Genomic DNA, 14,404 nt, shown 5'->3' on the forward strand with positions numbered 1-14,404 from the left:
ATAAAGTCCGAAAGCCGAGATCATAATCTCTCTACGAAGAAAAGCAACGTATTTCATCAACTTCTCAATGTTTCGTAAATTGTCTCTGCCAATTTTTTTGAAATACCCGGTACTGAAGTAATTTCATCTAATGTGGCATTTTTCACGCCTTGCAAGCCCCCAAGATATTTCAATAGCGCTTGACGTCGTTTTGCACCTACTCCTTCAATGGTTTCTAAACCACTGTGAGTGAAAGCATTTTGGCGTTTTTTACGGTGTCCGCTAATGGCGTGATTGTGGCTTTCATCACGAATATGTTGGATTAAATGCAAGGCTAAACTATCATCGGGCAAGTGGATTTCACGATGTTGTTTGCTGATAATCAACACTTCCTGCCCTGCACGACGATCTACCCCTTTCGCTACGCCAATTAAGTGCAGTCGGTTTTTATCCCATTTGACCTTCAATTGTTGAAACACGTCCAAAGCACGATTAAGTTGTCCTTTTCCTCCATCAATAAAAACAATGTCAGGGATTTTGTCTTCTTCTAAATCACGGTCATAGCGTTTTTTGAGTGCCTGTTCCATTGCCGCATAGTCATCACCACCGGTAATGTCTTCAATGTTAAATCGCCGATAATCGGATTTTAACGGGCCTTCTTGGTTGAATACTACACAAGACGCTACCGTTTGATTGCCCATTGTGTGACTAATATCAAAACATTCCATTCGTTTAATTTCCGACATACCAAGCAATTCGCACAAAGCCTGATAACGCTCAGACATTCGTGAGGATTGTTTGAGTTGGGTGGCAAGCGCCGCTTTCGCATTCACTTGTGCTAGCTGTAAATATTTACTTTTATCGCCTTTCACACTTTCTTGAATCGTCACTTTTCTGCCCGCTTGCTCGGTAAGCAGCGTTTCCAGTTCTGCTTTTTCCGTCAGTTTCCGATCCACAATAATACTATTCGGGATACTTCTGCCTTGATGCCCTTGTAAATAAAATTGCCCAACAAAGGTTTCCGTTAGCTCAGAAAGATCCGTATTTGCCGGCACTTTCGGGAAATAACTGCGATTACCCAATACTTTTCCCTGACGGATAAACATGACTTGCACACAGGCTAAACCGTGTTGATAAGCGATAGACATAATATCCATATCGTCTAACCGTTCATTGGACACAAACTGTTTTTCGATAACCGATCGCACCGCTTGGATTTGATCCCGATAACGCGCGGCTTGTTCAAAATCCAACTCACGGCTTGCCTGATCCATTTTACCAATCAAATAGTCCAGCACTTGTTGATCTTTACCTTGTAAAAATAAACGTGCCAGCTCCACCTGTTGTGAATAGTCTTCATCGGTCACATAGCCTGCCACACAAGGCGCAGAGCAACGCCCGATTTGATATTGCAAACAAGGACGCGAGCGATTGCCATAGACGGAGTTTTCACACTGCCGTACCGGAAATAATTTTTGGATTAAGGATAAGGTTTCCCGCACCGCCCCTGCGTGAGGATAAGGTCCAAAATATTCACCGGCAATTTTTTTAGCCCCTCGGTAAGCCGTAATGCGAGGATGGCGTTCTTTGGTTAATAAAATGAAAGGATAAGATTTATCATCACGCAATAGGACGTTATAACGGGGCTGATAAAGCTTGATGAAATTGTGTTCCAGCAATAAGGCTTCTGTTTCAGAAGAGGTAATCGTGGTGTCAATATGATAAATAGACGCCACCAACGCCTCTGTTTTTTTACTGCTGAGATTGGAACGAAAATAACTCGACAGGCGTTTCTTTAAATCTTTGGCTTTGCCCACGTAAATCACCTGATCTTTATCGTCATACATACGATAAACACCCGGTTCGTGAGAAACATTCGTCAGGAATTTCTTGGCATCAAACATCTTAATTCGCTGCTAAAATCGACCGCACTTTTTCTAAATCTTCCGCCGTATCCACTCCCACAGCCGGCACTTCTTTTGCTAATTCCACATGGATTCGTTCCCCATACCATAGCACGCGTAATTGTTCCAATTTTTCTAAATTTTCCAACTGTGTCGGCGCCCATTGCACGTATTTTTTGATAAAACCCGCACGGTAAGCATAAATACCGATATGACGCAAATATACATCCGTCAGTGTTACGTTTGCAACATCTTGTAAGTCCATAAATTGATCCCGATCGTAAGGGATAACCGAACGGGAAAAATACAGCACATAGCCCTCTTTATCCGTCAGTACCTTGACGACATTCGGGTTAAACAGTTCTTCCGGTTCGTGAATTTTCACCGCAAGGGTTGCCATATTCACCTTAAATTTTGCTAAATTTTCCGCCACTTGACGAACAATCACAGGTGGAATAAGGGGTTCATCGCCTTGAATATTGACGATAATTTCATCATCGGAAATAGTCAGTTTTTCCACCACCTCGGCTAAACGCTCAGTACCGGAATTATGCTGTTCCGATGTCATACACACTTCCGCTCCAAAACTTTGTGCAACTTCTGCGACTTTTTCATTATCCGTTGCAATAATCACACGGTTTGCACCTGATTGTTGTGCCTTTTCAAAAACGTGTTGAATCATTGGCTTTCCGGCTATGTCTGCAAGGGGTTTACCCAGCAAACGTGAGGAGGCAAAACGGGCAGGGATAATCACAGTAAATGACATAAAATATTCCTTCTTTTCTTTAATAATCCTAAAAATCAACAACCAAAAACTTAATCAACAATCTTTTCCGCTTTTTCATCAATCAAGATTGGTACACTGTTTTTAATGGGGTAAGCCAACTGTTCATAGCGACAAATTAATCGTTGATTTTTAGCATTATATTGCAAACGAGCAAGACAACGGGGGCAGGCGATCACTTCAAGCAATTTTGGGTTTAATCGCTCAGGCATTTTTATATCGCTCCACGAGTGCCTCTATTTTTTTCCAAAAGTGCAGTAAATTTTCGCCTTGTTTTTCCGCCTCAACCAACTCGGCATCCACCGGTACATACCACCAATTTTCTTTTGCAAACTCTCGGCATTTTACCGCATCTTTTTCCGTCATAAAGAGCGGTTGATTTTGTGGAAATTTTTCTAACTGCGAGGCACCAAAATCTTGATGATCTTGGAAAGCCTGAGTTTGTACTAAATTTATCCCTAATTTTTCCAACATTGTAAAAAAACGTGGAGGGTGACCAATACCTGCAATGGCAGAACCGAATTGAAATTCACTTAACGGACGTTTTTCTTTGGTTTTTAAATTGATCGCATAATGAGGTACCAATGTCATCACCGCATCGGAATATTGATTTTTACCGCCGTTGGTGATCACAAAATCTACGGTTTTTAATCGACTTGGTAATTCGCGCAAAGGGCCGGCCGGTAACACAAAACCATTGCCAAGCCCCCGTTCCGCATCCATCACCACGATTTCGATATCTCGTTGTAATTGATAATGTTGCAATCCGTCATCCGAAATAATAATGTCGCAATTGCTATGCTTTAAGAGTAACTCAATGGCTTGTCGACGGTTTGCTGAAATCACCACCGGCACACCCGTGCGTTGAGCGATGAGAACCGGCTCGTCTCCGCCTTCATGGGGATTTGTCTCTGCGGTGACGAGTAACGGATAAGTTTTCGCATGGCTACCATAGCCACGTGAAATCACCCCTACACGTAATCCACGTTTCTTTATTTCTTCCACTAACCACACCACAACAGGGGTTTTTCCATTTCCGCCAACAGATAAATTCCCTACAATCACCACCGGTTTCGGCGCTCGATAAGAGGATTTTAGCCCAAGCCGAAATAAAACTCGGCGAAATTGACTTATCAGCCAAAATAAAAATGAGAATGGCAAAAGAAACCAAGCGAGTTTGGAATGCGAATACCAAAATGGCATAAATGTTCCCTCTAAAAAGTGCGGATAAAATGACGCGAGTTTTGCAACCCGCGTTAAACCTAACCGCTAAATTGCATACTATGGAGTTGTTTGTATGCGCCCGCTAAAGCGAGCAGTTCATGATGGCTACCGCGTTCACGAATTTCACCATGTTCAATCACTAAAATTTCATCGGCATTTTCAATGGTGGAAAGACGATGAGCAATGACAAGCACGGTACGATCCTTTTTCAACTCATCCAGTGCCGATTGAATCGCCCTTTCGGATTCCGTATCAAGTGCAGAGGTTGCTTCGTCTAAAATTAATACCGTAGAATGACGCAGTAAAGCTCGAGCTATTGCCAAACGCTGACGTTGTCCACCTGATAAGCTCGCCCCATTTTCACCAATCACAGTATCAAAACCTTGTGGTAATTTTTCAATAAACTCTAATGCATAAGCTGCTTTGGCGGCTGCAATAATTTCTTCACGTGTGTATTTATCCTTTGCCGCATAAGCGATGTTGTTTGCAATCGTATCGTTAAACAAATGCACCTGTTGAGAAACCACCGCACAATTTTGTCGCAAATTGGATAAACGGTAATCCTGAATATTCACTCCATCAAGCAAAATTTCACCTTGTGAAATATCGTAGAAACGGGTGACGAGATTAGCAATAGTGGACTTACCGGAACCGGAACGCCCCACCAATGCCACCGTTTTTCCGGCCGGAATGTTGAATGAAATATTATTTAATGCTAACTCATCTTTACCTTGATAAGCAAAACTCACATTCTTAAATTCTAATTCGCCTTTTGCCGGCTCCGCTTTATAACTGCCATTATCTTTTTCCGGTTCTAAATCTAAAATTGCAAACAATGTTTGACAAGCAGCCATACCACGCTGAAATTGGGAATTAACATTTGTTAAAGATTTAAGTGGACGCATCATCGCCAGCATAGACGAAAAAACGACGGTAAAAGATCCTGCACTTAAATTCTCCTCTGCAATTAATGGTGTTGTCGCTAAATAAAGCACTGCAGCCAAAGCAAGAGAAGCGATAATTTGTACTACGGGATCAGAAATGGCATCAGCGGTTACCATTTTCATCCCTTTGCGGCGCATATCATTACTCACCTGATTAAAACGAGCTTCTTCCACATATTGACCGCCAAAAGATAAGACGACTTTATGCCCTTTCAGCATTTGTTCCGTGGTAGAGGTTAATTCTCCCATGGAATCTTGTAAATTTTTGCTAAGTTTACGGAAGATTTTTGACACCATACGAATCAATACAGCAATAATCGGTCCAATCACAAATAACACTAGCGTTAATTCCCAACTGGTATAAAACATCACAACGAGTAAGGAAATAATGTAAGCCCCTTCACGTACAATCGTCACAAGAGAATTGGAAGATGAATTAGCGATCATCTCGGAATCGTAAGTAATACGAGAAAGTAATTTTCCTGAAGGATTGCTATCAAAAAAGCTCACCGGCATAAACATGAGATGTTTAAATAATCGACGACGCATGGTCATCACCACTTTTCCGGAAACCCAAGCCAAACAATAGTTAGAAATAAAGCTACTAAGCCCGCGTAAAAAAATCATTCCGACGACAACAAACGCCATTATTTTCAAAAAAGAATGATCGGCTTTACCGAATCCCTCATCAAGTAAGGGTTTTAATAAATAAATTAAGCCGGAATCTGCCAAAGCATTAAGAACCAACGCAACGGCAGCCACGACCAATCCTGATTTGAAGGGTTTAATCATTGGCCACAAACATTTAAAAGTCTGTATAGTGGAAAGGTCTTTATCTTGCATTTTTTGATTTTGCATATTACTTATCTTCCGAAAAAAATTCGTCGCATTGTACCTTTTATTCCGTTGATAATCCAATCACATACGCATACCAAGGAGAAAAAGGCATTCTTGCACGATCAATTTTCCATTCATTTTGATAAAAGCTCACCCGAATTTGTCCCGAAATTGCAGTATTTTCTATGGCAATTTGGTGTCGTTTTAAACGTTCCACCACAGAGTGATGAGGAAATTTCCAAGGATTCCAACGCCCGCTTGAAATAATCGCCAGATCAGGCTTAGTGTGTGAAAGTAAAACCTCACCAGTGGAAGTTTTACTGCCATGGTGCCCAACCTGCAATACATCAATTTTTCCTAAAGTGCGGGTAAAAAATCGTTCATTTTGTATGTCAGCATCACCGGTAAGTAATACCCTGTAGTTACCATCGTCCACCAAAATCACACAAGAATCCGAATTATCAGCACGATTCACTTTCTTTTTCGGAGAAAGCACTTGAAAACGGATTTCTTGCCATTTCCATATTTTACCGGCAATGCAAGAAGTGCGGTTGTTTTCACCATAGTTTCTTTCTGATGAGCTGATCAATACCACGTTTGGGAAAGCATTTAATATCGCTTTCGCTCCGCCTGAATGGTCATTGTCGTCATGGCTCAGTATTACCTTATCTAACACGATGCCCTCACGCTCCAAGTAAGGTAAAATTTCCAATTCCGCCATAGAACCCCCTACCCATGCCGCCCCTGTATCATACAAAATTCCCCGACCATTTTTGACAATCAAAGTGGCCAACCCCTGCCCGATATCTAGTGTATCAAGTTGCCACATTGGTTTTTGGGCTTGTCGGATCGTAACAACTAATAAAGACAAAATCGCTACGCCGGTTGAAATCAAAATAACTTGTGTTTTCAAAACCTTAGGTAATGATTTATTAATGTTAAGGGTAAAAAATCCTGTTGGTTTTATCGTTCTGATTTGGAGCGGCTGCGGTTTTTCACGATAAATAAAATGAACTAGAAGAAGAAAAAGAATGCTGAAAAGTGCGGTTAATATTAAAGACAAATCAAAGGTAATACTAAACCAGTGGCCCTGAAAAAAAGCAATGGTTTGTGTCACCCCTTCAGCGAAGCCATTCGCAAGTTGCCAAGAAGAAAATGCACCGTTCGTTAATGCCGCAAACAAAATTAAAGGGACAAGGAAAAAACTATACAGGGGAACGGCAACTAAATTCGCAACAAAACTATTCAATGAGATGCCATTAAACAAAAATATTTGCAGTGGCGTAAACAATAATAGCAAGCCAATCTGTAAATGAAGTATCCCCAAAATCCAACGTACTTTTTGAGGGAAAGGTCGATATCGCCATTGAAATAAAGAAAGTGGCACATAGCGATACCAAACAATTAGGCAAAATACCGCACCTATCGAAAGCCAAAAACTCATCGAAAGCGACATTAACGGATCGTTCAGTAGAAGGAAAGCCACTACCAAGATAAATAATTGAAAAGCGGAATAATATCGCCGAAACATTTGAATCCCAAAAACAAACATTAACGCAGAAATTGCTCTAAAAGTGGGAATACTCGCACCTGCGAGATTGGCATAAAATAAGGCGAACATAACGCCGAATAGAAAAGGTACAGAGGGAGAAATAAATTTTGTTGGAAGAAAAAATTGCACAATACGCATCAATAGAAATCCTATCCCCATTGCTAATCCAATATGCAAACCGGAAATTGCTATTAAATGTGCGGTATTTGTTTGTCGATAAACCTGCCAAATGGTGTTATCTAACCAAGCTCTCTCTCCAAAGGCTAATGCAATCAATAAACCTTGTGAGGATAAATTTTCCGTTTGTTTTAGTGCTTGTTGGAGTTTTTTCTCCCGCCATGAGAAATCATCGCCAATTTTAACCGCACTTTTTAAGGTTCCGGTGGCAATCACCCCCTTGGAAAAATACCATTGTTGACGATCAAATCCCCCAAAATTCAATCGTGCAGACAGTGGGCGGAGAGAAACCTCTCCCTGCCATCGTTCACCTAAAAAAGGACGTTCTTTCGCTTTCCAATTTAAGAAAATACGTTGTGCCTTCTCCCCTTCCTTTAATACCGTGCGTACAATCACCGTTTGATATGTCTGTTGGTGTAATATTTCCTCAATTGTGAAGACTATCGACTGCTTTTTTACCTGAATTTTCTCCACTTGAGACAATAAATCTAAGGCGGAAGAATGGGCATAGCCTAACGCAACTATCAGTATATTTAAACGCACGATAACACGAGAAACAGAAAATTTTTTGCCCCAATAAAAACAAACTGCTATCAGCGTGAGAACTAAATTACCTAACAACATTTGCTTTCCACTGATTAACATAAAATTGGGTAAAAAGAGCAATGACAATGATGCCACGATCATACTTGTGGCGAACATAAACACAGTAAAAGGCATAAGGGGAAAATTGCACAGTAAAATAAGTGAACGCTATGTATTTTTAAGCGAATAGGCAATCTCCCCTTATAAATTTTGCGACATTGATCGCAAAATACAATTTTAGTGGGGAAATTTTATTTGCTAAACGTGAAAAGTTTTGCTATTTATATCGCCCTCAAAAATCGGGTTCTCAGTCACATCATCGAGAACGAATTATAAACTATGACAGGAAGTCGTGAACTTCACGCTTAAATTCTGTTCGTATTAGGAGTGAGATATGTCAAAGGCAACGTTAAGTTTATTAGAGCTAGCCGGCGTAAAACCATATCAACCAAAAAAAGATGAAGAATATATGAATGAAAATCAACTTCTTCACTTTAAAAAAATCTTAACGGCTTGGCACGAACAAATCGTGGAAGAGGCTTCTCGTACAGTTGCACATATGCAAGATGAAGCGGCAAACTTCCCAGACCCGGCTGATCGAGCGACTCAGGAAGAGGAGTTCAGTTTGGAGTTACGCAACCGTGATCGTGAGCGTAAATTAATGAAAAAAATTGAAGCCACATTGAAAAAACTGGATACCGATGATTTCGGTTACTGCGATTCTTGTGGCGAAGAAATCGGTATTCGTCGTTTGGAAGCCCGCCCAACAGCGGATCTGTGCATCGACTGTAAAACCCTTGCGGAAATCCGTGAAAAACAAGTCGCCGGTTAATTTATTTTGTTCAGGAAATAAAAGTGCGGTTAAAATTGACCGCACTTTTTGCGTTTACAACATTATGTGACAAATACACAAACAGGAATTTCAACAAAATTTAGGAACGCACACCTGTATCTGCGATAAAAAACAAATTATTTCAATATGTTAAAAGCTGATGCCTTTGTAGTATTCCTATCACCAATCATCAAAACAAATGGAGTTTATTATTCTTACTTATATTAAAAATTTGTTTGGTAAAAAGAAAAAATCATCACAAAATTCAAAAAAACAAACCGCCCAAACAAGTGCTCATTCTAGAGGAGTTGAGCAACCAAACGTATTACGCCACAAAAAAAACAGCCAAAAGCATCAATATAATAAAAATGTGATTAAAGCTTCGCATTTTGGCATTCATCCTCGTATGTTTAGTCGCAATGCACTTACCGTCGTAGAAAAATTGCAACGACAAGGGTTTGAAGCCTATATTGTCGGCGGATGTATTCGGGATCTTTTATTGGGTAAACACCCAAAAGATTTCGATGTTGCTACCAATGCCCGACCTGAGCAAATTCAAAAAATTTTTCAACGCCAATGTCGCTTAGTCGGTCGTCGTTTTCGCCTAGCACATATTATGTTTGGCCGCGATATTATTGAAGTTGCAACTTTCCGTGCCAATCATAATGATGCCCATAGCGAACAGCAAGCAAAACAAAATGATGAGGGGATGCTTTTACGTGATAACGTCTATGGTTCTGTTGAACAAGACGCAGAACGCCGAGACTTCACCGTAAATGCTCTTTATTATAATCCTCAAGATAATACGCTACGTGACGATTTCAACGGTATTGCTGATCTCAAAGCCGGTAAATTACGTTTAATTGGCGATCCTATCACCCGCTATCAAGAAGATCCGGTGCGGATGCTCCGCTCAATTCGATTTATGGCGAAATTAGATATGTTCCTTGAAAAACCAAGCGAACAGCCCATTCGTGAATTAGCACATTTACTAAAAAATATTCCGCCGGCACGTTTATTTGATGAAAGTTTAAAATTATTACAAACCGGGCAGGGTGTAAAAACTTATCGTTTACTACGTCAATACGGGTTGTTTGAACAGCTATTTCCCGGCCTCACACCTTTTTTCACGGAAAAAGAAGACAGTTTTGCCGAAAGGATGATTATTATTGCCCTCACTTCAACAGATGAGCGTATTGCGGATAAATTACGCATTAACCCCGCCTTTTTATTTGCTGCTTTTTTTTGGTATCCATTACGTGAAAAAGTGGAAATTTTAAAAAATGAGGGGGGATTAAATAATCACGATGCTTATGCTTTAGCAGGTAATGAGATTTTAGACTTATGTTGTCACACGTTAGCGGCACCACGTCGTCATACCGCAGTGATTCGTGACATTTGGTTCTTGCAATTACAATTGCTCAAACGCACCGGTTCAACACCTGTACGCCTTCTGGAACATCCCAAATTTCGTGCAGCCTTTGACTTATTAATGATGCGTGCTGAAATTGAAGGTGGTGAGATCGTTGAACTCGCTAAATGGTGGCATGAATATCAATTCAGCAATAGCGAACAACGTCATCAACTTGTCCAAGAGCAGCAACGTTTACATCCAAAACCGAAGAAAAAATACTTCCGCCCCCGTAAACGTCGTAACCCAAAATAAGTATAAGAAAATTGGAATAACAACGATGATCACTGCTTATATCGCCCTTGGTAGCAATTTAAACACCCCCGTTGAGCAGCTCAATAGTGCATTAAACGGGATTGAAAACCTACCGAAAACCCAACTTCTTGCGGTAAGTTCATTTTATCAAAGCAAACCGCTCGGTCCACAAGATCAGCCGGATTATGTCAATGCAGTAGCAAAAATTACAACCGCACTTCCCCCATTATCATTGTTAGATGAATTACAACGTATCGAAAATGAACAAGGGCGGGTACGTTTACGTCGTTGGGGTGAACGAACATTGGATTTAGATATTCTGCTCTACGGCAATGAAATCATTCAAAATGAGCGCTTAACCGTCCCCCATTATGATATGCACAATCGGGAGTTTGTGGTTGTGCCTTTAGTAGAAATTGCACCTGATCTTATTTTTCCTGATGGGAAAAAACTTACTGAATTAGCGTTAAATTTTATCCACCATTCAATGAAAATAATCTAAAAAGTAACCGCACTTTAATTGCTAAAGTGCGGTTGTTTTTATTGGTGATGTTTATTCTATGACTTTATTTTGATTTCTTTAGCAAATTTTCGTGAGATTTCTTTTGCTCTTTCATTTTTCCACTGATTTCACGGCGTTGAGTAGAAAGCTCCGCACTACGAATTGTATAATCATCAACACGTGCTTCATAATCATCACGCATATTCTCAATAATGGCACGAACATCTTCAATATCCATATCATCACGAATATATTGATTCAAATTATCAAGTAATAATACGCGTTTTTGGTTATCGCGAATTTTACGGCTAATGTCTTCAATATCACGCTTTAATTTATTTTTTAAACGATACATACGCACATATTCTAATACTTCTTGAAAGGATTGTTTGTTCACTGTTTCCATAATTGCTCTCTCTATTTAGACAAAATAACTGACCGTAATTTAGCTTTTTTTTCCCCTGTCGTCAAAACCTTAAATTTAAATTTTGTGGCTTATATCAAAAAAATCTCGGTTTTTTCTAAAAACCATTGATTATCCGCTTTTCTAGTGATAAAACGTGGTCTATTATTTTTCAAAAAACAAGGAAACACAATGTCTCAAGTCTTCAATTTTAGTGCCGGTCCGGCTATGATTTTTCCTGAAGTATTGCACAAAGCACAAGCGGAACTCACCAACTGGTTAGGACAAGGCGTGTCCGTGATGGAAGTGAGCCACCGTGGCAAATATTTTATGTCACTCATCGCAGAAGCAGAAAAAGATCTACGCGAAATCTATAACATTCCGGACAACTATCGTGTGTTATTTTTACAAGGTGGTGCACGTGGTCAATTTGCTGCATTGCCAATGAACCTTATCGGCCAAAAAGGAAAAGCACTTTATTTAAATAGCGGACATTGGTCTGCAACTGCGGCAAAAGAAGCTCGCAATTTTGCAGAAATTGATGAAATTACGATTGTTGAAAATGGCAATAATACCCGTATAACCCGATTAGATTTCAGTGATATTGCCGATCAGTATGGTTACGTCCACTATTGCCCTAATGAAACTATTAGCGGCGTAGAAATTTTTGACGTACCAAAGGTTGGAAATGCCGTACTTGTCGCGGATATGTCCTCTAATATTCTTTCTCGTGAAATTGATATTAGCAAATTCGGTGTAATTTATGCCGGTGCGCAAAAAAATCTCGGCCCAGCCGGGATTACATTGGTGATTGTTCGTGAAGATTTGATTGGCAATGCGCGTAAAGAAACGCCTTCCATTTGGAACTATGCAATACAACGAGATGCGGATTCAATGATCAATACCCCACCAACTTTTGCTTGGTATTTATGCTCTTTAGTATTTAAACATATTAAAGCACTCGGTGGCTTGAAAATGATTGCTAAACGAAATGAACTAAAGGCGAAAACCCTTTATGATTATATTGATTCCAGCAAACTCTACCGAAATGTTGTGGCAAAAGAAAATCGCTCCACAATGAATGTCACCTTCGTTACCGGCAACCCGGAATTAGATGCAAAATTCGTCTCAGAATCAACGGCAGCCGGCTTACAAGCGTTAAAAGGTCATAAAGTTCTGGGTGGTATGCGTGCCTCCATTTATAATGCAATGCCTTTAGAAGGTGTGGAAGCGTTAATTGAATTTATGAAAAAATTTGAAGCGGAGAATCTCTCCTAAGCGTAACAAAGGCATAATAGTAAATTCAACGCTCAATGTTGTGGGCGTGATAAAACGCCCTTCTATCTTAATAAATGTAAAACTATGCAATATATTAATATCGCCAATCAAGGCGTAAAATCGCTTTCCCCTTATCAGGCGGGTAAACCGATCGAAGAACTTGAACGTGAACTCGGTATTTCTAATATCGTTAAACTTGCCTCTAATGAAAACCCATTCGGTTTTCCCGAGAGTGCAAAACAAGCCATTATCAACCAATTGGATCAGCTCACCCGTTACCCTGATGCAAATGGCTTTGAGCTAAAGCAAACCATCGCCAAAAAATTTGGTGTTCAGCCGAATCAAATTACCTTAGGCAACGGTTCAAATGATTTACTTGAACTCTTCGCCCATACTTTTGCCGGTGAAGAGGACGAAATCATTTATTCACAATATGCTTTTATCGTTTACCCCCTTGTGACAAAGGCGATTAATGCCACGGCAAAAGAAATTCCGGCAAAGGATTGGGGACACAATTTAGCGGGATTTTTGACCGCACTTTCCAATAAAACCAAATTAATTTTTATTGCGAATCCGAACAATCCGACGGGGAATTTTCTCACAGAACAGGAAATTGATGCGTTTTTAGAAAAAGTACCGGAAAACGTACTGCTCATATTAGACGAAGCCTATACGGAATTTACCCTGCCCGAAGAACGGATCGATTCTTTCGGTTTATTGAAAAAATACCCTAATCTCATAATTTCCCGTTCACTCTCGAAAGCCTATGGATTAGCCGGCTTACGGATTGGCTATGCGGTGTCTAATCCTGAAATTGCCGATTTATTAAACCGTGTTCGTCAGCCATTTAACTGCAATAGTTTAGCGCTTGCCTCAGCGATTGCCGTGATGAATGACGACGCTTTCATTGAAAAAGTGGCAACAAATAACCGTGCTGAAATGGCTCGTTATGAACATTTCTGCCAACAATACGGCTTGGATTATATTCCCTCAAAAGGCAATTTCATTACAATCGACTTCAAAAAGCCTGCTATGCCAATTTATGAGGCGTTATTGCGAGAAGGCGTGATTGTCCGCCCCATTGCTGGCTACGGAATGCCGAATCATTTACGCATTAGTATTGGATTACCTCACGAAAACGACAAATTTTTTACCGCACTAATTAACGTGCTCAATTTAACTCAAGCTAACTAGGAGCTTTTTATGACAGTAGTAACAATGATGGGAAATCCCATTGAAATTAAAGGTTATTTTCCACAAAAAGGTGAAAAAGTTGATAACCTTATCTTAACCAATAAAGATCTGGCGGATGTCACCTTAGAAAGTTTTGCTGGAAAACGCAAAGTATTAAATATTTTCCCAAGTATTGATACCGGTATTTGTGCGACATCAGTACGTATATTCAACCAACGTGCGGCAAATTTGGAAAATACCGTCGTATTATGTATTTCAGCGGATCTCCCTTTTGCTCAAGCCCGTTTTTGTGGTGCAGAGGGCATTGAAAATGTGCAAACACTTTCCACTTTCCGCCATAAAGATGTTCATGAGAGCTTAGGTGTAGCTATTGCAACCGGCCCGATTGCCGGTTTAACTGCCCGCTCTGTGATCGTGTTAGATGAAAACAACAATGTGTTACACAGCGAATTGGTGTCTGAAATTAAAAGCGAACCGAATTATGATGCCGCAGTAGCAGTATTATAAAAAACGATTGTAGTATATAGAAAACAAAAAGTGCGG

General features: G+C 40.2%; 13 protein-coding genes. 6 read left to right on the top strand and 7 right to left on the bottom strand.

Annotation, left to right across the window (positions count from 1 at the left end; genetic code table 11):
- Window positions 1–56 precede the first annotated feature (56 nt).
- Genes uvrC through BKK54_RS02195 form a run of 6 tightly spaced genes read right to left on the bottom strand, consistent with a single transcriptional unit; the run spans window position 57 to window position 8,121 of the window.
- Window positions 57–1,883 (bottom strand): excinuclease ABC subunit UvrC, encoded by a 1,827-nt coding sequence (uvrC, locus tag BKK54_RS02170; RefSeq protein WP_077541083.1) that lies wholly within the window; start codon window positions 1,881–1,883, stop codon window positions 57–59.
- A gap of 1 nt (window position 1,884) precedes the next feature.
- Window positions 1,885–2,649, bottom strand: a complete 765-nt coding sequence (kdsB, locus tag BKK54_RS02175) for a 3-deoxy-manno-octulosonate cytidylyltransferase (protein ID WP_077541085.1) — start codon at window positions 2,647–2,649, stop codon at window positions 1,885–1,887.
- A 50-nt stretch (window positions 2,650–2,699) separates the two neighbouring features.
- Entirely contained in the window at window positions 2,700–2,879 is a 180-nt protein-coding gene (locus BKK54_RS02180; RefSeq protein ID WP_077541087.1) for a Trm112 family protein, read from the bottom strand.
- Entirely contained in the window at window positions 2,872–3,870 is a 999-nt protein-coding gene (gene lpxK, locus BKK54_RS02185; protein ID WP_077541089.1) for a tetraacyldisaccharide 4'-kinase, read from the bottom strand. Before lpxK ends, BKK54_RS02180 begins: the two co-directional genes overlap by 8 nt.
- A gap of 59 nt (window positions 3,871–3,929) precedes the next feature.
- Window positions 3,930–5,693 carry a lipid A ABC transporter ATP-binding protein/permease MsbA gene (msbA, locus tag BKK54_RS02190; protein WP_077541091.1) on the bottom strand — a complete coding sequence of 588 codons (1,764 nt, stop codon included), beginning with the start codon at window positions 5,691–5,693 and terminating at the stop codon, window positions 3,930–3,932.
- A 40-nt stretch (window positions 5,694–5,733) separates the two neighbouring features.
- Window positions 5,734–8,121: a DNA internalization-related competence protein ComEC/Rec2 gene (locus BKK54_RS02195; protein WP_077541093.1), complete on the bottom strand. Its 2,388-nt coding sequence runs from the start codon at window positions 8,119–8,121 to the stop codon at window positions 5,734–5,736.
- 259 nt (window positions 8,122–8,380) lie between these two features.
- Here BKK54_RS02195 and dksA point away from each other — a divergent pair, with 259 nt between their 5' ends.
- From dksA to folK, 3 genes are all read left to right on the top strand, one after another.
- Window positions 8,381–8,818, top strand: coding sequence for an RNA polymerase-binding protein DksA (gene dksA / locus BKK54_RS02200; RefSeq protein WP_059365396.1), 438 nt, complete (start codon window positions 8,381–8,383; stop codon window positions 8,816–8,818).
- A 232-nt stretch (window positions 8,819–9,050) separates the two neighbouring features.
- On the top strand, window positions 9,051–10,484 hold the full coding sequence (pcnB, locus tag BKK54_RS02205) for a polynucleotide adenylyltransferase PcnB (protein ID WP_432213693.1): 1,434 nt from the start codon (window positions 9,051–9,053) through the stop codon (window positions 10,482–10,484).
- 25 nt (window positions 10,485–10,509) lie between these two features.
- The gene (folK, locus tag BKK54_RS02210) at window positions 10,510–10,986 is read left to right on the top strand and encodes a 2-amino-4-hydroxy-6-hydroxymethyldihydropteridine diphosphokinase (protein WP_077541096.1); all 477 of its coding nucleotides are present in this window, start codon (window positions 10,510–10,512) and stop codon (window positions 10,984–10,986) included.
- A gap of 64 nt (window positions 10,987–11,050) precedes the next feature.
- Here folK and BKK54_RS02215 read toward each other — a convergent pair whose 3' ends face one another.
- A complete protein-coding gene (locus tag BKK54_RS02215) occupies window positions 11,051–11,392 on the bottom strand; it encodes a DUF496 family protein (RefSeq protein WP_077541098.1) in 342 nt (113 codons plus the stop codon).
- 189 nt (window positions 11,393–11,581) lie between these two features.
- On the opposite strand from BKK54_RS02215, the gene serC reads away from it, so the two are divergent.
- From serC to tpx, 3 genes are all read left to right on the top strand, one after another.
- Complete coding sequence (serC, locus tag BKK54_RS02220; RefSeq protein ID WP_077541100.1) at window positions 11,582–12,667, top strand: 3-phosphoserine/phosphohydroxythreonine transaminase; 1,086 nt, start codon at window positions 11,582–11,584, stop codon at window positions 12,665–12,667.
- 84 nt (window positions 12,668–12,751) lie between these two features.
- A complete protein-coding gene (gene hisC, locus BKK54_RS02225; RefSeq protein ID WP_077541102.1) occupies window positions 12,752–13,861 on the top strand; it encodes a histidinol-phosphate transaminase in 1,110 nt (369 codons plus the stop codon).
- 9 nt (window positions 13,862–13,870) lie between these two features.
- Entirely contained in the window at window positions 13,871–14,368 is a 498-nt protein-coding gene (tpx, locus tag BKK54_RS02230; RefSeq protein ID WP_077541104.1) for a thiol peroxidase, read from the top strand.
- Window positions 14,369–14,404 lie beyond the last annotated feature (36 nt).

Origin of the sequence: Rodentibacter genomosp. 1, from assembly GCF_001999285.1 — a bacterium.
Taxonomy (GTDB): Bacteria; Pseudomonadota; Gammaproteobacteria; order Enterobacterales; family Pasteurellaceae; genus Rodentibacter.

Bases quoted from the DNA above. Each gene is read 5' to 3' on its own strand.
- serC (WP_077541100.1), top strand. From the start codon at position 11,582: ATGTCTCAAGTCTTCAATTTTAGTGCCGGTCCGGCTATGATTTTTCCT.
- kdsB (WP_077541085.1), bottom strand. From the start codon at position 2,649: ATGTCATTTACTGTGATTATCCCTGCCCGTTTTGCCTCCTCACGTTTG.
- folK (WP_077541096.1), top strand. From the start codon at position 10,510: ATGATCACTGCTTATATCGCCCTTGGTAGCAATTTAAACACCCCCGTT.
- uvrC (WP_077541083.1), bottom strand. From the start codon at position 1,883: ATGTTTGATGCCAAGAAATTCCTGACGAATGTTTCTCACGAACCGGGT.
- dksA (WP_059365396.1), top strand. From the start codon at position 8,381: ATGTCAAAGGCAACGTTAAGTTTATTAGAGCTAGCCGGCGTAAAACCA.
- lpxK (WP_077541089.1), bottom strand. From the start codon at position 3,870: ATGCCATTTTGGTATTCGCATTCCAAACTCGCTTGGTTTCTTTTGCCA.
- BKK54_RS02215 (WP_077541098.1), bottom strand. From the start codon at position 11,392: ATGGAAACAGTGAACAAACAATCCTTTCAAGAAGTATTAGAATATGTG.
- msbA (WP_077541091.1), bottom strand. From the start codon at position 5,693: ATGCAAAATCAAAAAATGCAAGATAAAGACCTTTCCACTATACAGACT.
- hisC (WP_077541102.1), top strand. From the start codon at position 12,752: ATGCAATATATTAATATCGCCAATCAAGGCGTAAAATCGCTTTCCCCT.
- BKK54_RS02180 (WP_077541087.1), bottom strand. From the start codon at position 2,879: ATGCCTGAGCGATTAAACCCAAAATTGCTTGAAGTGATCGCCTGCCCC.
- BKK54_RS02195 (WP_077541093.1), bottom strand. From the start codon at position 8,121: ATGCCTTTTACTGTGTTTATGTTCGCCACAAGTATGATCGTGGCATCA.
- tpx (WP_077541104.1), top strand. From the start codon at position 13,871: ATGACAGTAGTAACAATGATGGGAAATCCCATTGAAATTAAAGGTTAT.